This window comes from Billgrantia antri, assembly GCF_017868935.1.
GTDB classification, from domain to species: Bacteria; Pseudomonadota; Gammaproteobacteria; order Pseudomonadales; family Halomonadaceae; genus Halomonas; species Halomonas antri.
In genome coordinates, this window is record NZ_CP053383.1 from 3,908,420 (window position 1) to 3,926,363 (window position 17,944).

The 17,944-nt window shown below is 65.0% G+C and carries 18 protein-coding genes; 8 read left to right on the plus strand and 10 right to left on the minus strand.

Annotation, left to right across the window (positions count from 1 at the left end; translation table 11 throughout):
- Positions 1–70: 70 nt before the first annotated feature.
- Complete coding sequence (locus tag HNO53_RS18105; RefSeq protein ID WP_209474049.1) at positions 71–1,474, plus strand: sensor domain-containing diguanylate cyclase; 1,404 nt, start codon at positions 71–73, stop codon at positions 1,472–1,474.
- 6 nt (positions 1,475–1,480) lie between these two features.
- Here the strand turns inward: HNO53_RS18105 and HNO53_RS18110 are convergent, their stop codons facing one another.
- The 3 genes from HNO53_RS18110 to aceK are packed head-to-tail and all read right to left on the minus strand — an operon-like array spanning position 1,481 to position 4,832.
- Positions 1,481–2,281 carry a tRNA-uridine aminocarboxypropyltransferase gene (locus tag HNO53_RS18110; RefSeq protein ID WP_209478710.1) on the minus strand — a complete coding sequence of 267 codons (801 nt, stop codon included), beginning with the start codon at positions 2,279–2,281 and terminating at the stop codon, positions 1,481–1,483.
- A 49-nt stretch (positions 2,282–2,330) separates the two neighbouring features.
- A complete protein-coding gene (locus HNO53_RS18115; RefSeq protein ID WP_209474051.1) occupies positions 2,331–3,065 on the minus strand; it encodes an SIR2 family NAD-dependent protein deacylase in 735 nt (244 codons plus the stop codon).
- A 21-nt stretch (positions 3,066–3,086) separates the two neighbouring features.
- Complete coding sequence (gene aceK, locus HNO53_RS18120) at positions 3,087–4,832, minus strand: bifunctional isocitrate dehydrogenase kinase/phosphatase (RefSeq protein WP_209474053.1); 1,746 nt, start codon at positions 4,830–4,832, stop codon at positions 3,087–3,089.
- A gap of 186 nt (positions 4,833–5,018) precedes the next feature.
- On the opposite strand from aceK, the gene HNO53_RS18125 reads away from it, so the two are divergent.
- Positions 5,019–6,182, plus strand: coding sequence for a glycosyltransferase family 4 protein (locus tag HNO53_RS18125; protein ID WP_209474054.1), 1,164 nt, complete (start codon positions 5,019–5,021; stop codon positions 6,180–6,182).
- Positions 6,154–6,696, plus strand: a complete 543-nt coding sequence (locus HNO53_RS18130; protein ID WP_209474056.1) for a phosphatase PAP2 family protein — start codon at positions 6,154–6,156, stop codon at positions 6,694–6,696. Before HNO53_RS18125 ends, HNO53_RS18130 begins: the two co-directional genes overlap by 29 nt.
- Positions 6,697–6,698: 2 nt before the next feature.
- On the opposite strand, the gene HNO53_RS18135 is transcribed toward HNO53_RS18130, so the two are convergent.
- Positions 6,699–7,364 (minus strand): SDR family oxidoreductase, encoded by a 666-nt coding sequence (locus HNO53_RS18135; protein WP_209474058.1) that lies wholly within the window; start codon positions 7,362–7,364, stop codon positions 6,699–6,701.
- 177 nt (positions 7,365–7,541) lie between these two features.
- On the opposite strand from HNO53_RS18135, the gene HNO53_RS18140 reads away from it, so the two are divergent.
- On the plus strand, positions 7,542–8,960 hold the full coding sequence (locus HNO53_RS18140) for a hypothetical protein (RefSeq protein ID WP_209474059.1): 1,419 nt from the start codon (positions 7,542–7,544) through the stop codon (positions 8,958–8,960).
- A gap of 26 nt (positions 8,961–8,986) precedes the next feature.
- Here the strand turns inward: HNO53_RS18140 and HNO53_RS18145 are convergent, their stop codons facing one another.
- Entirely contained in the window at positions 8,987–10,729 is a 1,743-nt protein-coding gene (locus HNO53_RS18145) for a bifunctional diguanylate cyclase/phosphodiesterase (RefSeq protein ID WP_209474061.1), read from the minus strand.
- A gap of 210 nt (positions 10,730–10,939) precedes the next feature.
- Between HNO53_RS18145 and HNO53_RS18150 the strand changes: the two genes are divergently transcribed.
- The 4 genes from HNO53_RS18150 to HNO53_RS18165 all read left to right on the plus strand — a co-directional run bounded on the left by HNO53_RS18150 (position 10,940) and on the right by HNO53_RS18165 (position 14,212).
- Positions 10,940–12,238, plus strand: a complete 1,299-nt coding sequence (locus tag HNO53_RS18150) for a Glu/Leu/Phe/Val family dehydrogenase (RefSeq protein ID WP_209474063.1) — start codon at positions 10,940–10,942, stop codon at positions 12,236–12,238.
- 80 nt (positions 12,239–12,318) lie between these two features.
- The gene (locus HNO53_RS18155; protein WP_209478711.1) at positions 12,319–13,086 is read left to right on the plus strand and encodes a pseudouridine synthase; all 768 of its coding nucleotides are present in this window, start codon (positions 12,319–12,321) and stop codon (positions 13,084–13,086) included.
- A 28-nt stretch (positions 13,087–13,114) separates the two neighbouring features.
- Positions 13,115–13,954, plus strand: a complete 840-nt coding sequence (gene tcdA / locus HNO53_RS18160) for a tRNA cyclic N6-threonylcarbamoyladenosine(37) synthase TcdA (protein WP_209474064.1) — start codon at positions 13,115–13,117, stop codon at positions 13,952–13,954.
- 33 nt (positions 13,955–13,987) lie between these two features.
- On the plus strand, positions 13,988–14,212 hold the full coding sequence (locus HNO53_RS18165) for a DUF1653 domain-containing protein (protein WP_209474066.1): 225 nt from the start codon (positions 13,988–13,990) through the stop codon (positions 14,210–14,212).
- A gap of 98 nt (positions 14,213–14,310) precedes the next feature.
- On the opposite strand, the gene bfr is transcribed toward HNO53_RS18165, so the two are convergent.
- The 5 genes from bfr to lptF form a co-directional block, all read right to left on the minus strand.
- Entirely contained in the window at positions 14,311–14,793 is a 483-nt protein-coding gene (bfr, locus tag HNO53_RS18170) for a bacterioferritin (protein WP_209474068.1), read from the minus strand.
- Positions 14,794–14,974: 181 nt separating this feature from the next.
- Positions 14,975–15,181, minus strand: a complete 207-nt coding sequence (locus HNO53_RS18175) for a (2Fe-2S)-binding protein (RefSeq protein ID WP_209474071.1) — start codon at positions 15,179–15,181, stop codon at positions 14,975–14,977.
- 102 nt (positions 15,182–15,283) lie between these two features.
- Positions 15,284–15,763, minus strand: a complete 480-nt coding sequence (locus HNO53_RS18180) for an RDD family protein (protein ID WP_209474072.1) — start codon at positions 15,761–15,763, stop codon at positions 15,284–15,286.
- A gap of 37 nt (positions 15,764–15,800) precedes the next feature.
- A complete protein-coding gene (gene lptG, locus HNO53_RS18185; protein WP_209474074.1) occupies positions 15,801–16,865 on the minus strand; it encodes an LPS export ABC transporter permease LptG in 1,065 nt (354 codons plus the stop codon).
- A complete protein-coding gene (lptF, locus tag HNO53_RS18190; protein ID WP_209474076.1) occupies positions 16,865–17,944 on the minus strand; it encodes an LPS export ABC transporter permease LptF in 1,080 nt (359 codons plus the stop codon). Before lptF ends, lptG begins: the two co-directional genes overlap by 1 nt.

Here is a 17,944-nt window from a genome sequence, read left to right on the forward strand (position 1 = left end):
CCCGGCTGACGCGTCACGTGTTCAGGGCGGCAGCCACCCTCGCTGCCGGCGACACAACAGGAAAGGCTCCATGCCGGACTCGCTTGAAAGGGAACTCGATGCGAGCGTCTGCCCGTCAGCGGCGAACGCCACCCACGGTGCCATACAGCCTCATGGCTGCCTCATTGGTTTCGACAGCGACTGGCGAAGAGTGTGCCTCGCCAGCACCAACCTGCCGCGCTTCTTCGGCCTCGCATCGACCGAGGCACTCGGCTGCCCGCTAGAACGAGTCGTGGGGGGCGGCGCCACCGTTGCTCTGGAGAGGGCGCTGGCCTTGGGGTCGCCCGGCATCTCGCTGCCTGCCAGGCCCGCAAGTGGCGCCTTGCAGCGGCTCCATCTCTCCCTTCATGCCACAGGGCGACTCATCATACTCGCTGCCGAGCCCCTGGAGGGAACGGCACATGACCTGCCGGGGCTCGGCTATGCCTGGGGTACACGCCTTGCCCAAGCCGACAGCACAGGAGAGCTGGACGCGCGACTCCAGCAGGCCTTGCATGCTCTGACCGGCTTCGAGTTCTGCACCTTGTCCCAGCCGAAACGGGCGGGGCCGGCGACCGAACATCTCCCCGGCGAGCTGAGCCACAGTGACTACCCGCCACTGTGGCTGGTCGATAGCCGGGCGGTACCGGTCGAACTCCTCGCGGCACCGGGCATCAATGCCGATCTCTCCGACTGCCCGTTGCATCTGCCTGCGCCGATGCTACACCGCTGGCTGGCCGACCGTCAGGCCCGCGCGGCGCTCATGCTTGACCTGCAGGCAGCCCGCCCGGAACGAAGATACGCCGTGTGCTGGGATCGCCGACCGCGCTCTCTTGCCCCACCCCTGAGGCATCTGTTGCTGCAGCTCGTCCAGACGGCGGCGCTGCGTCGGACGCTGCTTGACGAGACGCAGCAGACGCAACAACGATACCGCCTCCTGTCTGAGCGCAACAGTCGCCTCCAGCGGCTCGCCTATACCGACCCGCTGACCCAACTGGCGAATCGACACCGCATCGAGCGGGTGCTCGAAACCGAACTGGCGCTGGCCAGCCGCACGGATGCCCCCTTGGCAGTGCTGCTGTTCGACATCGACCATTTCAAGCCGATCAACGATACCCATGGCCATGAGACGGGCGACCGAGTGCTGTCTCAGGTCGCCCGGCAGGCCCAGTCACATCTGCGCGACTCCGACCACCTGGGGCGTTGGGGCGGTGAGGAGTTCATCGTCGTCATTCCGTGCTGCGAGCTGTCTCGGGCGCGTGAACTGGCATGGCGTATGTGCCGCGCCCTGGCGCAGCGCCGGATCGATCCCGTAGGGCAGGTCACCGCCAGCTTCGGCGTCGCCACCAGCCAACCCGGCGACAGCTGCCGCACCCTGGTGCGACGCGCCGATCAGGCCATGTACCTGGCCAAGCAGGCGGGACGAGCCTGCGTGCGAACCCAGGAAGCCGGCTGAGCTCTCTCACTCACCACGGTATGCCAGCAACCGACGCATCGCCGGCGTCGGCTGCTCGATCTTCTCGTAGCGGCGGCTGGCGGCATAGCTGACATTGAAGGCGTCGAAATAGTCGTCCAGCAACTGAGCCGCCTCGCCGTCGCCGCTCTGGCGCAGCAGCTCGGCGGCCACCTCGGCGGTGCACAGGTGGGACTGGGACGCCGGCTTGCGCAGCCGGTAGCGGGTCAGGCGCGTGGTGGCCAGCGGCAGCACCGGCAGTCGGTCGAGGTAGGGGCTCTTGCGGAAGATCCGCCGCGCCTGGCGCCAGGTGCCGTCGAGCAGGATGAAGACCGGCACCTTGCCCTGATGCTTGGCGACCTCGACGGCGTCCATGCCCACGACTCGGTCGGCATAGTCGGGCTGGTCGTCGGGGAAGATCACGAAGGGGGCGAAGTGCGGGTCATCGAGCAGTGCCAGCAGCCTTTCATCGGGGGCCGTCCGGTACCAGGTAAAGACCTCGGTATCCGGCAGCACATCACGGATCAGGCGCCCGGTATTGGTCGGCTTGAGATGCTCCAGCGGATGGGTGATCAGCCACACCCGCGCCTTGCTCTCGGCGCTGGCCCGGTAGGGGCATAGGCAGTTCAATACCGGCAGGTTGCAGCCAGGGCAGCGCTCGGTAAAACTGCCGCGTGCCTTGAATTCGCGCCGCGGCGGGCGTGGATGACCGGTTACGGGGTCATGAGAAAGCCCGGTTGCGGGGTCATGCGAAAGCCCGGTGACAGGCTCGCGGTCGCCAAGATCGGCCCGGTAAGTCTCATCCAGCATCATTGCGTATCCAGGGAGCGGCGGGGACGGCATTCTAGCATCCTGACGCTTACCCAAGCAGGATTTCCGGCACCCACAGCCGCCCCTCGCGCCGCCAGTGGCGAACCAATGCCGGCACTCCCTTGCCAGCAGACTGGCTGATGCGGGTCACGCCCGGTGGCGCCAGCGACTCGGCCTCGGGATCGACCAGCACACTGGGCGTCTCCAGCGGCGTGCATTCGAGCAGTGAGGCGGCCGGCATGACGGCCAGCGAGGTGCCCACCACCAGCAGCAGGTCGGCTTCGGCGACGATCTCGCAGGCGTCCGAAAAATGCGGTACTGCCTCGCCGAACCACACCACGTCGGGGCGCAACTGGCTGCCCTTGTCGCAGATGTCGCCCAATTCGATGCCGCCGCGAGGAAGCGGGTACTGCATACGGGCGTCCACCGTGGAGCGCGCCTTGAGGATTTCGCCATGCAGGTGCAGCACGTTGCGCGAGCCGGCACGCTCGTGAAGGTCGTCGATGTTCTGGGTAATGATGCTGACCCGAAAACCCTGCCGCTCCAGTGCCGCCAGTGCTCGGTGGGCGGCATTGGGCCGCGCCCGGCGAACCTGCGCGCGGCGCAGGTTGTAGAAGTTCAGTACGCGAGCGGGGTCGCGCCGCCAAGCCTCGGGCGTGGCGACTTCCTCGATGCGATGCTCGGCCCATAGCCCGTCACTGGCACGAAAGGTCTGGATCCCGCTCTCGGCACTGATGCCCGAGCCGCTGAAGACCACCAGATGGGGGCGACTGTCGTTTGCCATCACTGCCCTCTTGTCGCGGCGTCAATAGACCAGACCGTTCTCTTCGCTGGCGCTGAAGCGCTGCTTGTTACGATAGGGATAGACGTCGATCACGCGCCCATCGACGATCGCCTGCTGCAGCCCCTTCCAGTAGTCGGCGTCGAAAAGTTCCGGATGCAGCTGGTTGAAGAGCTTGCGCAGCTTGAGATCGGCGAACAGGAACGGGCCGAATTCCTCGGGAAAAATATCATTGGGCCCTACCGAGTACCAAGGTTCGCCGGACAGCTCCTGCTCCGGGTACATCGGTTCGGGAATGTGCCGGAAGTTGCACTCGGTGAGGTAACACACCTCGTCGTAGTCGTAGAAGATCACCCGGCCGTGTCGGGTCACGCCGAAGTTCTTCAACAGCATGTCGCCGGGGAAGATGTTGGCCGCGGCCATCTGCTTGATGGCGTTGCCGTAGTCCTTGAGTACGGCGCGGGTCTCCTCCTCGCCGATCTGCTCCAGGTAAAGGTTGAGCGGGGTCATCATGCGCTCGGTGTAGCAGTGCTTGATGATGACCTTGTCGCCCCTGAGGTACACGGTGGAGGGTGCCACCTCCAGCAGATGCTCGAGGCACTCGGGCGCGAAGTGATCCTGACGCGCGATGAAGTTGGAGAACTCCTGGGTGTCGGCCATGCGCCCGACCCGGTCGTGGCGCTTTACCAGCCGATACTTCTCGCGCACCGTTTCGTGGCTCATCTCCTTGGAGGGATCGAAGCGGTCCTTGATGATCTTGAACACGGTGCGAAACGAAGGCAGCACGAACACCGCCATGACCATGCCGCGTACGCCGGGGGCGATGATGAACTTGTCCTCGCGCTTGGCCACCTGGCGATTGAGCGCACGGAAGAATTCGGTCTTGCCGTGCTTGAAGAAGCCGATCGCCGAATAGAGCTCCCCCTCCGGCTTGTCGGGCATGAGCTGCTGGAGGTAATCGACGAACTCGCCCGGCACCTGGACCTCGACCTGGAAGTAGGCGCGGGTGAAGGAGAAGATGATCGACACCTCGTCCGACTCGATCAGCACGGTGTCCAGATGCAGCCCCTCACCCTGCTCGTGCAGGATCGGCAGCACCAGCGGCACCTGCTCGCCATCGCCACGGATGCGCCCCACCAGGTAGGCGCCCTTGTTGCGGTAGAACACGCTCTTAAGCAATTCGATCTCGGCGTCCGGAGCGCCAAGGAGCGTCGGCGGCAGGTGGCCACGCAGGAACTCGCCGCCCAGGCGCACGTCCCGCGTCAGGTCCTCGAAGGGAGTCTCGAACGGCGCCTCGGCCAGCGCCCAGCGGATCGCCTCCTCCCAGTCGCCCCCGACCCGCCGGCTCCGACACGGCTCGAGGCCCGAGTGGTGGGCTGCCCCGTCCCGCGAACTGTAGACGAACATCCAATCGTTGCGGATGTGGCGGTGATGGAAGATCGAGCAGAACAAGGAGTTGAAGTAGGTTTCGGCCAGTTCGTAGTCGAGCCGCTCGCTGATCAACTCGGCATAGTGGTTGCGGGCTTCACGCCAGCACTCGCAGTGGGTCAGATCATCCTCGTCCAGGGCGCGCTTGAGCCGGCCCAGGGTTTCGCCGACCTTCTCCTCGTAGAGGTTGATGCGCTCGGCGGAGGCTTGCTGGGCTTCGCGCCAGGCGGCATCGCGAAAGCGCCGGCTGGCATCGGCGGTGATCTCCTTGAAGCGAGTACGATACTCGTCGAAACCGTGCAGGATGGTGGCAGCGAGACGATAGGCGGGCGAATGCTTCATGGCGGACTCCGGGCAGCTTAGGCACCCAGCTTCGCCAATTCTCGCCGATCGTGCGAGGCGACCATGGTGGAGCGCGCTGTAGTGCCACGACAGCGGGCCTCGTCATCCTTTCATCACTGTCCTGTCGCAGAGCCGTCATCCCCGGCTGGCATGCTCGCTCACAAGCTCCCAGGCAGCGAGGATGCCATGCGAATCTGTCTAGTCAGCGAGACCTGGACACCCGAGATCAACGGCGTCGCCCATACCTTGGCGCAGCTGAGCCAGGAGTTGCTGGCACGAGGCATGTCGCTGCAGCTCATCCGCCCCCACCCGGCCGATGCCAACGCGCCGCGCCGAACGCCGGGCATGCAGGCTGAACTGAGGGTGGCGGGCATGGCGATACCCGGCTATCGAGCCGTGCGCATCGGCATGCCCGCGGCACGGCGTATTCGGAGAATGTGGCACAAGCAGCGCCCCGACGTGGTCTATCTGGCCACCCAGGGGCCGCTAGGCTGGTCGGCACGGCGCGTGGCCCGGCGCATGGGCATTCCCCTGGTGGCTGGCTGGCACACGAACTTCGACCACTATTGCGGTGACTATGGCCTGCCCTGGCTGGCCCCGACCCTGATGCGGGGACTGCGCCACTTTCACAACGCCTGCCAGGCAACCCTGGTCCCCACGCGCCAGCAGGCGAACGATCTTTCGCGACAGGGCTTTCATGGCCTCGCGGTAATGGGTCGCGGCATCGATCATCAGCGGCTCTCCCCCGCACTGCGCTGTGCCGAACTGCGTCGCAGCTGGAACGTCGACGAACACTGCCCGGTGGCGCTGTATGTCGGTCGTCTGGCGGCAGAGAAGAATCTCGGGCTGCTGCGCGAGACCCTGCATGCCATGCGCAGCGCGCGTCCCGACATGGCCCAGGTGATCGTCGGCGACGGGCCGGCGCGCCGATCGCTGGAGAAAGCCCTGCCGGACGTGCGCTTCACCGGTTTCATCTCGCCGGAGGCCCTGGCCCGTCACTATGCCAGCGCCGACCTGTTCCTGTTTCCCTCGCTCTCGGAGACATGGGGCAACGTGGTCCCTGAGGCCATGGCCAGCGGTTTGGCCGTGGTGGCCTACCGCCATGCCGCCGCCGCCGAGCTGATCGACAGCGGCGTCAACGGCGTGACCGTGCCCGCCGGCGATGCCGAGGCGTTTCGCGAAGCCGCCGTGGCGTTGTGCCAGCAGCCGGCCCGCTATGCGCAGCTCGGCCGCGCCGCCCAGCTGCGCAGCCAGGCCTGCCGCTGGCCGGTCATCGCCGATACCTTTCTGACCGTACTCGAGCAAGCCCGGGAGGTGAGCCATGCGACCACGCACCCTTGCGGTATTTGACCGTCTCGACCTGCTGGAGTGGCGGCTATGCCAGCGTTTCGCCAGCCTGAGCCTCTGCTCCCCGTGGCTGACCACCCTGCGCCTGGCCAGTCGCGTGGGCGACTGGCCGGCATGGGTACTGCTGATCGCCGCCCAGCCACTGCTTCAGCCCGAGGCCGGCTGGCACTTTCTGGTGCAGTATGCGGCAACGGGGCTCGTTGCCATCCTCGTCTATCGCTTGATCAAGACCCGGCTGTGCCGCGAGCGTCCCTTCATCACCTTCGTCAATGTCATCCAGTGCGGCGAGCCGGCCCGGGACCGCTACAGCTTTCCCAGCGGGCACACCATGCATGCGGTGATGTTCTGCGTGATGACCGCCGCCCATGCCCCGTGGCTGCTGCCCCTGCTGATACCACTGGCGGTACTCATCGCACTCTCGCGGGTCGGACTGGGGCTGCATTACATCAGCGATGTCGCCGCCGGCGCCGCGATCGGCTATGGGTTCGCCCTGACCAGTCTCTATCTGGCCGGATGATGCTACCAGGGCAGCGCCTCGCCATTGCTGTGCCAAAATCCGCCGCTGGTCTCGAGCGTCAGTTCCGCGATTCGCGCCGTGATACCGGCGGCGGCCTCTTCGGGGGAAATCAAGCCACCAAAGTTGACCATGCGGGTCTGCACGTAGCCCGGATGGAGCAGAGCGACGGCGATGCCCTTGGGCTTGAGGTCGATGGCCAGCGACTTGCCGAAAGCATTCAGCGCCGCCTTCGAGGCCCGGTAGCCATAGCGCCCTCCCGAGTCGTTGTCGGCAATCGAGCCCATGCGGCTGGTGACGTTAGCCACCTTGCTGCCGGGGCCCAGGTTGTCGAGCAGCGCCTCGGTCACTCGCAGCGGGCCGTAGGCATTGACTTCCATCTGTCGCTGGATGGCAGCGAAGTCGAGCGAGCCCAGCGACTCGTCGTGAAGCAGGCCGGCATTGTTGATCAGCAGCTCCAGTCGTTGCCCGCGCACGGCCTCGGCGAGCCTCGCGACATCCTCGGCGCGGGTCACGTCGACTCCTTCGATCACCTGCTCGGCGATTTCGCCGAGTTCGGGCGACCCGGTGCGACAGACGCCGACCACCAGCCAGCCTTGTGCATGGTAGTGCCGGGCCAGCGCCAGACCGATGCCGCGATTGGCCCCCGTGATCAGCACGCGCGAAGACATGAACTAACTCCTCTGTGGGGTGATTGGTAGTCAGTGTGGCGCCGAGAGCCCGTAGTGCAAGCGCCGATTCGGCACATTTCCTTCAACGTAACGATGAGCATATAATGGTTACCCAATGTAATGCCCGTTCCAGGGCTCTTCACCCACCGATGCCTGCCATCGAACAAGGATGATTTCATGGCCAATCGCGCCTCTACCGTCACTCTCGCCGCCCTGGGCGGCGCTGCCGTCGGCCTGGTTGCCGGCTGGCAGCTGCCCGACCTGGTCCCGACCACGACGCCGATCATCGAAGAAGCGGCTGCCGAAACCGCCGCGTCGCCTGCCCTGACAGTGGGCGAGCGCCAGCGGGGTGAGATCACCTCGACCAGCGAGCTCAATGGCAAGGATGGCAGCCGCTTCCAGCGCTTCACCCTCTCGCTGGAGGAAGGAGCACTGATCGAGATCGAGCTCGACGGCCCGCTGCATGGCACTCTCTCGCTCTATGACGGCGAGGAGAACCTGCTCGCATCGAGTGCCGATCCGGCCTACTACGATCCTTCCGCAGCCGCCTCGTTGCGTCGCCGTATCGACCAGAGCGGCGACTACATGCTGGTAGTCAGCGGCTACGATAAGCACAGCTATGGTCCTTTCACCGTGACCAGCCGGGAGATGGAGCTCACCACCAGCGATACGCTCGGGATGCCTTCGCATGCCGACGGCTGGCTGCAGGGTGACGGCGATACCTTCGACGTGACGATCGAAGAGAGCGGCCTGTACCAGATCGAGATGCGCTCCAGTGACGTGGATGCCTACCTGGTGCTGGAAGGCCCCAATGGCTACCGCCGTGAGGACGACGACAGCGCCGGCAACCTTGACGCACGCATCGCCGACTTCCTCGAGCCGGGCGATTACCGCCTGACCGCGCGCGCCGCCTACGACCACGACGGCGGACTCTACACCCTGGAACTCGCGCCGCATGCCCAGGCCGATGGCGCAGCACTGCGCAACAGCGGCGAACTGACGTTCGACGAGCCGCTGCAGGGTTGGTTCAGCGGCGAGGCCCTGAGCTACGAGTTCACCCTCGAGTCACCGGCAGCGGTGACCATCGACATGCTTTCGTCCGACTTCGATGCCTACCTCGAGCTGCAGGGCGACAATGTCTTCGTCAGTGACGACGATGGCGGCGATGAGCTCAACGCCCGCCTCTACTCTCCCCTCGAGGCCGGCAGCTACCGACTGACCGCTCGCAGCCATGCGGGTAACGGCAGCGGGCTGTTCGAGCTGCGCGCCAGCAGTATTCCGCTGGACGAGCTGCCCAGCAACGGACAGCTGGAGGTCGACAGCCCGGTACGCGCGCGACTCGATCCGGGTGCTCGCGACTACTATGAGGTCGTGGTCGAGGAAGCCGGCCGCTATCGCCTCGATCTGCTCTCGGACGAATTCGATGCCTACCTCGAGCTCGACGGTAATGGGCAGTATCTGCGCGACGATGACGGTGCCGGTGGGCTGAATTCACGTATCAGCAGTCATCTGGAGCCGGGCAGCTACCGTGCCACCGCCCGCGCCTACGGCAGTAGCGAGAGCGGCAACTATACCCTTCAGCTGTATCGCGAGTGAGGTGAGCCAGTCTCGCTGGCCGGCCACTAGCCATGGGCATGCTGGCGGCGCTCGACGAACAGGCTATTGCCGGCCTGTCGCTTGGCCTGCTGCTTGAGCTCGGAGAGTTCCGCCGCGATGGTGAGGGGATCGTGGCCACGCCCGTCCCCCACCGGGCGAGCCGCCAGCGATAGACTGACAAAGGGGTAGTGGGTGAGCCGTCCCTGGCGGCTCTTGACCCACACGCCCCCTCCCCGCCGATCTTCGGCATCATAGAAACCGGGCGCCATGTCACTGAACGCCTCGAGTATCGCGTGGCAACGGCGCTCCCAGCGCTCCCCGGCGAGCAGCAGCATGAAATCGTCGCCGCCGACATGTCCCAGGAAATCGTTCTGGCCGGCCTGCTGATCGAGCAATTGTGCCAGTGCCGTGATCACCCGATCGCCGCGCGCATAGCCGTAGGCGTCGTTGTAGGCCTTGAAGTTGTCCAGGTCGCAGTAGACCGCGGTAAAGGCCACCCCGGCTTCCAGCCACTCGCTTAACGTCTCGTTGATCAACAGATTGCCCGGCAGCCCGGTCAAGGGATTGGCATGCCGTGCCTGACGCACCTGAATGGCGGTGATCTCGCGCAGCAGGTCGACGATGTTGCCCATGCCGAGGTAGTCCCCCTGGGCATCGACGATCACGAAATCCTCCTGTGGCATATCGCGACTGTCGGTGAGTTGCTGGCTGAGCGCGCTCAGCGGTGTCTCGACCAGGGCGATCGGTACCCGCGGGTCGATCAGTTCCCTCACCTGGCGTTTGGCGAACAGCGCATGGCTATAGGGGTTGGTGAACAGGGTCAGGAACGCATTGCGCCGGATCACACCCAACGGACGCCCCGCCTCGACCACCGCCACGCAGCGCAGATCGGGATCGGCACGAAAGTGGTCCGCCAGGTCAAGCACCGCCCACTGCGGCGTGATGGGCATCAGGGGCTTGAGGATGACACGGGCACTACGCACCTTTTCCTGGCGCAATGGGGCACCGATGCGAAGGAACGTCTCGATCTCGCGCGGCGGGTTGAGGCTGGGGCGCGCAAAGTAGTAACCCTGCAGCAGCGAAAGGCTTCGGTCGAGTTCCCACAGACAGCGGTACTCCTCGATGGTCTCGACACCTTCGGCGATCAGCTGGCACCCCAGGCTGCGCGCCACATCGAGAATCGAGCGCAGAAATTCCCGCTTGCCCGGTTCGCGGTCGATACCGGCGATGAAATGACGGTCGAGCTTGACGAAGTCCGGGCGCAGCTCGGCCCAGTGCCGCAGACTGGAATGACCGGCCCCCAGATCGTCCAGCGCCACCTGAAAGCCCATGTCCCGGTAATGCGCCACCGCCTGCCGCATCAGCGCATAGTCCTGGATCGGCACGTGCTCGGTCAGCTCGATCACTACCCGGTTGGGGGCCAGGCCCTGTTCATGCAGGTAGCCAAGGGTCAGCCCCTCGCGAAAGTCGCGATCGACGATGGTGGACGGCATGACGTTGAGAAACAGCCGCCCCGGCAGACCGAGCCTAGCGAAGGCGGCAATCGCCAGACGCCGACACATCAGGTCGAGATCGACCAACAGTCCCGTGCGCATCGCCACATCGAACAGCGTCAGCGGGGATTGCAGCCACGTGCCCTCCGGCCCGCGAATCAGTGCTTCGTAGCCATGCACCCGCTGCCGGCCCACATCGACGATGGGCTGAAAGCAAGGTGTGAGCCGTTCACCTTCGATGATTGCCCTGAGCTCCTGTGCCTCTCGGCAGGCCATGGCACGCCCCCTCGGTTCCCATGGAAAGGGCAACGATGCGACATATTCGTGACAGAGTCGTGACATAGCCGACACACTCGTCTCACTGGCATGCACTCGATGCGTGGTCGACGACTGGCCGGTCGCTCGTCCCGCCTGCATGGATCGTTCTCTCCCCGGGGACTACCCTGAACCAGGCAAACGAGGAACCCGCCCATCAGGAGGAAGCCGATGCCAGGGCAAAAGGATCATGCCAACCTGTTCGACGATGCCCGCTCACGCCTGGAGGAGGTCTTCGAGGCCATCCACGTCCACGGCGATGCCAGAGAGCGCCTCAAGCAACCCAACCTGGCGATGCAGGTCAGCGTACCCGTCCGCATGGATGACGGCAGCCTCAGGGTCTTCCCTGGCTGGCGCGTGCAATACAACAACACGCTGGGGCCGGCCAAGGGCGGCATTCGCTTTCACCCCGACGTCAGCCAGGAAGAGGTGACCACGCTCAGCTTCTGGATGGCGGTGAAGTGCGCCGTGGTCGACCTCCCCTACGGCGGCGGAAAGGGCGGCGTCAAGGTCGATCCCAAGCGGCTGTCGAAGCTGGAGCTGGAGCGTCTGTCGCGCGGTTATGTCCGCGCCATCGCCGACATCATGGGGCCCGACCGTGACATTCCCGCCCCGGACGTGAACACCAACCCCATGGTCATGGGCTGGATGGCCGATGAATTCGATCACCTGGCCCGCGGCAAGGTGCCCGCCGCCATCACCGGCAAGCCGCCGGCACTGGGCGGCTCATTGGGCCGCGTGGCGGCCACGGGGCGTGGCGCGCTGCATGTGCTCGACCTGTGGGCCTCCCGCGAGGGCCGCAAGCCCGAAGAGACCACCCTGGCCATCCAGGGCTTCGGCAATGCCGCCTATCACTTTGCCCGCCTGGCGCATGAGCGCGGCTATCGCATCGTCGCGGTATCCGACTCCCAGGGCGCCATCTACAGCCGCGATGGCCTTGCCCCCGATCCCATCATGGAGCAGAAGACCCAGCATCAGCGCCTGCACGAGATGGTCTACTGCGACGACTCGGTCTGCATCGCGGAAAACGTGGAAAAGCTCGAGCGTGACGAGCTGTTGAGCCTGGAGGTCGATATCCTGGTGCTGGCGGCACTCGAGAATCAGGTCCATGAACACAATGTCGATCAGGTGCAAGCCGGTGCCGTGCTCGAGATTGCCAACGGACCGGTCACCAGCTACGCCGACGAGCAGCTCGAGGCGCGCCGCGTTCCCGTGCTCCCCGACGTGCTGGCCAATACCGGGGGCGTGATCGTCAGCTACTACGAGTGGGTGCAGAACCGCAGCGGAGAGCGCTGGGCCGAAGAGGAAGTCAATGCGCGCCTGGCCGAACGCCTGGAATACCAGAGCCGGCTCGTGCTCGAGCGTGCCGAGCGGGAGGAGATTTCCTACCGCAAGGCCGCCTATCGCCAGGGCATCGAGCGCATTGCCGACGCGATCCAACTGCGCGGCAACTGTCAGGACAGCGAGTGAGCGACCGTGGCGGCGCGCAGGTGACAAGAGCCAAGGAGGGGGCGACAATGGCGCCCCTGACAAGCAATCGACGGGTCGCCATGACGCAGCACCTGACCATCCTTCATCGGGATGAACATCTGGTGGCGGTACACAAGCCGGCAGGACTCCTCGTGCACCGCTCCAAGCTGGCCGGTGGCGCGAGCGAGTTCCTGCTGCAGCGGTTGCGCGATCAGCTGGGCCAGCGTGTGTATCCGGCTCACCGTCTCGACCGTCCCACCTCGGGCGTGATGGTCTTCGCCCTGGAGCCGTCCACCGCGACCAGGCTGGGTGACGCCTTCGCCGAGCGCCGGGTCGCCAAGCGCTACCTGGCCGTGGTGCGCGGTATCGGCCCGGAGCGCGAGCGGCTCGACTATGCCCTGCGCGAGGAGGACGGCAGCCGTCCCAAGGCGGAGATGCCCGCGCAGGAAGCCATCACCGAGATCCGCCGGCTCGACAGCGTCGAACTGCCGATCCAGGTGGATCGCTACCCCACCAGCCGCTATTCGCTGATGGAAGTCCTGCCCATGACCGGTCGACGCCACCAGATTCGCCGCCACCTCTCGCGGCGTGGCTACCCCATCATCGGCGACGCCAAGCACGGCAAGGGCAACCATAACCGCTTCTTCGCCGAACATCTGGGCTGCCCACGGCTGCTGCTGGCTGCCGTCGGCATGGACTTCGAGCATCCCGTCAGCGGGCATCGGCTGGCACTGAGCTGCGCCCTGGACACCCCGATGACGGCGCTGTTCCAGCATCTCGGCTGGGCTGGCCATCTGCCGGTCGATAGCGCCCGATGCCTCGACGCCCCACGGCCTGTCGCCACCTGACACCCTGAGCCGGAGTTCGATACGCCTCATGACCGCCCCACCCAGTCCGCACGATGTCGCGCCGCCAGCCCAGGATGACTATGACTTTCGCTTCGGCGGCATCCGGCGCCTCTACGGCGCTCGCGCACTCGAGCGCTTCCGCACCGCCCATGTGGTGGTGGTCGGCGTCGGGGGCGTCGGCAGCTGGGCGGTGGAGGCCTTGGCGCGTTCGGGTATCGGTCGGCTCACCCTGATCGACCTCGACGACGTCTGCGTCTCCAACGTCAATCGCCAGTTGCCGGCTCTCGACGGCACCATCGGCCGCCCCAAGGTGGACGTGCTGGCCGAACGCTGCCGGGCGATCCAGCCCGGCATCGAGCTCGTCGCCGATACCGCCTTCGTCACGCCGACCAACCTGGCGCAGCGTATTCCCGAGGACGCCGACTACGTGGTCGACGCCATCGACAGCGTGATTGCCAAGGCGGCACTGATACACTGGTGCCGGCGGCGCAAGCTGCCCATCGTCGTCGCCGGCGCCGCCGGCGGCCAGACCGACCCCACGCGCATCAAGGTGGCCGACCTCGCGCGTACCGAGCACGACCCGCTGCTGGCCAAGGTGCGGGCTCGTCTGCGCCGGGACTACGGCTTCTCGCGCAACCCCAAGCGTCGCTTCTCCGTGGAGTGCGTCTATTCTGACGAACAGCTGGTCTACCCGGGGGTGGATGGCGAGGTCTGCCTGCAAAAGCCCGGCAGCGGCGAATCGACCCGGCTCGACTGCGCTTCCGGCGTGGGTGCCGCCACCTTCGTGACCGGCGGTTTCGGCTTCGTTGCCGCCTCGAGGGTGCTGACACGCCTGGCCAAACGAGCTGCCCCGGACGGCAGCCAATAACGACAGGGAAACCTTGAACTGGAGCCCAACGCGATGACCCACCCCCTCCCCGTTCCCGGCATTTACAGCCATTACAAGGGCAACCGCTACGAGGTGCTCGGTGTCGCTCATCACAGCGAGACCGAGGAGCCACTGGTGGTCTATCGCGCCCTGTACGGCGACTACGGCCTGTGGGTGCGACCGCTGGCCATGTTCACCGAAACCGTCGAAGTGCGCGGCGAACCGGTGCCGCGCTTCGATCTCGAAAGGGCCTTCTAGGCACGTGGCGCTGACGCCATGCCGACTGACGGAGCGTACAGCAAAACGGCACCGATATGAGTCGGTGCCGTCGTGGTTTCGCTGCGACTAGTTTCTCGTTACTCGTCGCCGGCTTCCTGCATCTGGCGCAGCATGTAGTTCTCAATCCCCACCTTGTCGATCAGGCCGAGCTCGGTCTCGATATGATCGATATGTTCTTCTTCGTCGGCCAGGATGTCGCGGAGCAAGTCGCGGGAGACGTAGTCCTTGACCTTCTCGCAGTAGGCGATGGCCTCGATGTAGTCCTTGCGACCGTCGTGCTCGATCTTGAGATCGCTCTCGAGCATTTCGCGCACGTTCTCGCCGATGTGCAGCTTGCCCAGGTCCTGCAGGTTGGGCACGCCCTCGAGGAACAGGATGCGCTCGATCAGCTTGTCGGCATGATTCATCTCGTCGATGGATTCGTCGTACTCCCACTTGGCCAACGCCTTGAGGCCCCAGTCCTTGTACATCTTGGCATGCAGAAAGTACTGGTTGATCGCCACCAGCTCATTACCGAGGGCTTTGTTGAGGTATTCGATGACCTTGGCATCGCCTTTCATTGCCGTATCTCCCTTCTCTCGTCTCGGCCTTGGGCCTGTCTTGTCAGTGCGTGACGCTCAACGAACCATCATAGGCAGTATCGGCCCAAATACGCAAAAAATCCAACCGGGACAATCGGTTGGATTAATGGCAACAAGAATGAGAGCGATTGACAATGGCACACCGCTGAGGGCGCGTCTGCTACACGGCGTAGGCGAGATCGTTGGCCGATGCCATCATTTCGGACTTGATCGCTTCGCGGGCGATGGTCTTGCCAACACAGGCGCACTTGCCGCACTGGGTACCGCAGCCGGTCTGCTGCTGAACTTCCCGCCAGCTGCGCGCACCGCCTTCGACGCTTTCACGAATCTTGCGGTCTGATACGCCCTTGCAAAGACACACGTACATCGCCATCCACCTCGCTATGCTTACGATAGTTAATGTAAATGATTCGCATAGCTCGTCGCAAGGGGGAATCGACTCTTTTTTGATCTCGCTCAGCCTGGGCAGCTAACGGCGGCTCGCCTTGGGCAGGACCACTACCCGTGTATCCGAGGCAATGTCGGGCCAGCTGCGGCGTTCGGTATCGAACAGTATCCACAGATACCCGAGCCCGAAGGCGGCCAGCGAGAGCCAGGCCACCAGGTAACGCACCAGGCTCTGGCGCAGGGTAATCGCATTGCCGCTGCGGGTCTGCACGCGCAGGCGCCAGGCCTGCATGCCCAGCGTCATGCCGCCCCGCATCCAGGAGAAGGCAAAGAACAGGAAAGCCCCCGTCACCAGCAACAGCTGCAGCGAGAAACGCTGCATGACGCCCGCGCCGACCTCCTCGGCCCCGAGTCCCAGCACCTGGCGTACGAAGGTCACATGCAGCACGGTAATCAGGATCCATATCGCCAGGACCAGCAGGCCATCATAGAGCATGGCGCCCAGGCGACGCCCCAGGCCGGCCGGCCACACATCGTCGAGTTGATCGAATCGTCGTTGCATCATCGTCTCATGTTTTGGTCACGCGCCAGCAGCGTCGCTAGCCCGAGCGCCGCAGCAGATAAAGCCCAAGGAGAGCACACAGCACGGTGGGCGCCAGCACAGCCCACACCGGCGAGAAACCGAATACGGTGGAAGCCGGTGCCAGCAGGTCCTGCAGGTACTTGAACGACAGCCCCACCACCACGCCATAGAACACCCGCGTGCCGGCGGCTACGGTACGCAACGGGCCGAACACGAACGACGCTGCGACCAGCACCAGCGACGCTATAGTCAGCGGCAGCAACAGCTTCTGCCAGAAGTACAGCAGCGGCTGGGTGGCCTGCTGCCCCTGGGAAAGCAGGTAGCGAGAGTAGGCCCACAGCTCGCTGGGTGCCTGGCTATTGACGTCACGCAGCAGGCGATTGAGCTGATCGGGCGTCAGGGTCGTATCCCACTCCAGCCGTTCGTGCGACTCGGCATCGGTGCTGTCATCGCCGAAGCGTGTGATCCTCACATCCTCGAGCACCCAACGCTCCCCCTGCCAGGACGCTCGTGCCGCTTGCACGGCTTCGTGCAATTTCCTGCCCTCGAAGACGTAGCGGGTCAGGTCGAGCACCGTGTCGTCGGCGCGGATGGCGCCGAAGCGGTAGACGCTGTCGCCCTCCCGCTGCCAGCCACCGCTCTGGGTCAGCAAGGCGCCCTCCCCCTGCATCTGCTCCAGCCGCCAGGCGCTGGCGTACTGCTCGGTGCGTGGGCTGACGAATTCGGCAATCAGCAGCAGGATGGCCACCACCAGGACGATCGGCTTCATCACGCCCCACAGGATACGTGCCAAGGAGCGCCCCGCGGCTCGCATCACCGTCAGCTCATTGTTCGAGGCCATGCTGCCCAGGCCGATCAACGCACCGATCAGCACGCCTACCGGGGCATACTGGTAGAAGCGCCAGGGCAGGCGCATCAGCAGGTAGAGCAGCACCTGGAAAGCGCCGTAGTTCCCCTCGACGTCGTCCAGATCGTTGATGTAGGTGATCACCAGGTCGAGGCCGAGCAATACCACCTGAACGACGATTATCGCACCCAGCACGTTGCGGGCGATGTAGCGGTCGAGACGATCCGTCAGCATCAGCGCATCCCCCTGCGCTGATTGTGCATCAGCAGGCCCAGTCCGAGCGCGAGGAAGACGCCATGGATCGGCCACATGCCGACCGTGGCCGGCAACGATCCGCGCCCGATGGCATCCAGTGCCGCCAGCAGCAGACTCAAGTAGCAGATGTGCAGAAAGATCGCCGGCAGCAGCTTGGCGAAGCGTCCCTGGCGCGGATTGACCCGTGAAAGCGGCATCGCCATCAGTGTGAGGATGAATACCATCAGCGGCAGCGAGAGCCGCCACTGCAGCTGCGCGCGGGCCTGTCCTGATCCGTCGCCGAACAGCTCGGTCGTGGTCGCATACTCGGCCACGTCCAGGTCGCGCTGCTCACTGCCGAGGGAAAGCCTCACGGCATAGGTCTCGAACTTCAGCCGCTCGGCTTCGAAACGCCCGGGCTCGACGCTGTAGCGCTCACCGTCGGCCAGCACCAGGAAGCGGCTCCCGGTCTCGGGATCGACGGTCTGGTAGCCGCTGCCGGCCCGGGTAACGGCGGTCTCGGGGGTACCGTCACGGCGCCGCTGACGCTCGCTGATGAAGACCTCCTGCATCTGCTGCCCATCGTCACTGAAGGCTTCGGTATAGGCCGTTCGGCCGCCACCGAAATCCTGGAAACGCCCCGGGGCCAGTGCAGTGAAGTCAAGCCGGCTGCGCTGTTCCTCCAGGGTTGTCTCGGTCTTTAGCGCCCCGGCCGGGGTCAGCCACAGACTGCACAGCCCCACCAGCACCGCCACCAGTGTCGCCGGTACCAGACTGACCTGCAGCAGCCGCACCGGGCTGATGCCGCAGGCCACCAGCACGGTGATCTCGCTGTTCAAATAGAGCTGACCGTAGGCCAGCAAAATGCCGAGGAAGAAGGCCAACGGCAGAATCAGCTCGAGAAAGCCGGGCAGGTGGTAGAGCATCAGATTGCCAAGGATCGAGGCGGGAATGTCCCCTTCCGCGGCGTCGGTGAAATAGCGAATGAACCGGCTGCCCATGATGACCAGCAGCAGCACGCCGGCGACGGCGGCCATGGTGAGCAGAATTTCGCGGGTCAGGTACCGAAAAATGATCAT

Excerpts from the sequence above, each read along its gene's own strand:
- aceK (WP_209474053.1), bottom strand. The coding sequence starts at position 4,832 with ATGAAGCATTCGCCCGCCTATCGTCTCGCTGCCACCATCCTGCACGGT.
- HNO53_RS18180 (WP_209474072.1), bottom strand. The coding sequence starts at position 15,763 with ATGCAACGACGATTCGATCAACTCGACGATGTGTGGCCGGCCGGCCTG.
- HNO53_RS18125 (WP_209474054.1), top strand. The coding sequence starts at position 5,019 with ATGCGAATCTGTCTAGTCAGCGAGACCTGGACACCCGAGATCAACGGC.
- HNO53_RS18155 (WP_209478711.1), top strand. The coding sequence starts at position 12,319 with ATGACGCAGCACCTGACCATCCTTCATCGGGATGAACATCTGGTGGCG.
- HNO53_RS18135 (WP_209474058.1), bottom strand. The coding sequence starts at position 7,364 with ATGTCTTCGCGCGTGCTGATCACGGGGGCCAATCGCGGCATCGGTCTG.
- lptG (WP_209474074.1), bottom strand. The coding sequence starts at position 16,865 with ATGCTGACGGATCGTCTCGACCGCTACATCGCCCGCAACGTGCTGGGT.
- tcdA (WP_209474064.1), top strand. The coding sequence starts at position 13,115 with ATGACCGCCCCACCCAGTCCGCACGATGTCGCGCCGCCAGCCCAGGAT.
- bfr (WP_209474068.1), bottom strand. The coding sequence starts at position 14,793 with ATGAAAGGCGATGCCAAGGTCATCGAATACCTCAACAAAGCCCTCGGT.
- HNO53_RS18175 (WP_209474071.1), bottom strand. The coding sequence starts at position 15,181 with ATGTACGTGTGTCTTTGCAAGGGCGTATCAGACCGCAAGATTCGTGAA.
- HNO53_RS18115 (WP_209474051.1), bottom strand. The coding sequence starts at position 3,065 with ATGGCAAACGACAGTCGCCCCCATCTGGTGGTCTTCAGCGGCTCGGGC.
- HNO53_RS18105 (WP_209474049.1), top strand. The coding sequence starts at position 71 with ATGCCGGACTCGCTTGAAAGGGAACTCGATGCGAGCGTCTGCCCGTCA.
- HNO53_RS18165 (WP_209474066.1), top strand. The coding sequence starts at position 13,988 with ATGACCCACCCCCTCCCCGTTCCCGGCATTTACAGCCATTACAAGGGC.
- HNO53_RS18145 (WP_209474061.1), bottom strand. The coding sequence starts at position 10,729 with ATGGCCTGCCGAGAGGCACAGGAGCTCAGGGCAATCATCGAAGGTGAA.
- HNO53_RS18150 (WP_209474063.1), top strand. The coding sequence starts at position 10,940 with ATGCCAGGGCAAAAGGATCATGCCAACCTGTTCGACGATGCCCGCTCA.
- HNO53_RS18110 (WP_209478710.1), bottom strand. The coding sequence starts at position 2,281 with ATGCTGGATGAGACTTACCGGGCCGATCTTGGCGACCGCGAGCCTGTC.
- lptF (WP_209474076.1), bottom strand. The coding sequence starts at position 17,944 with ATGATCATTTTTCGGTACCTGACCCGCGAAATTCTGCTCACCATGGCC.
- HNO53_RS18130 (WP_209474056.1), top strand. The coding sequence starts at position 6,154 with ATGCGACCACGCACCCTTGCGGTATTTGACCGTCTCGACCTGCTGGAG.
- HNO53_RS18140 (WP_209474059.1), top strand. The coding sequence starts at position 7,542 with ATGGCCAATCGCGCCTCTACCGTCACTCTCGCCGCCCTGGGCGGCGCT.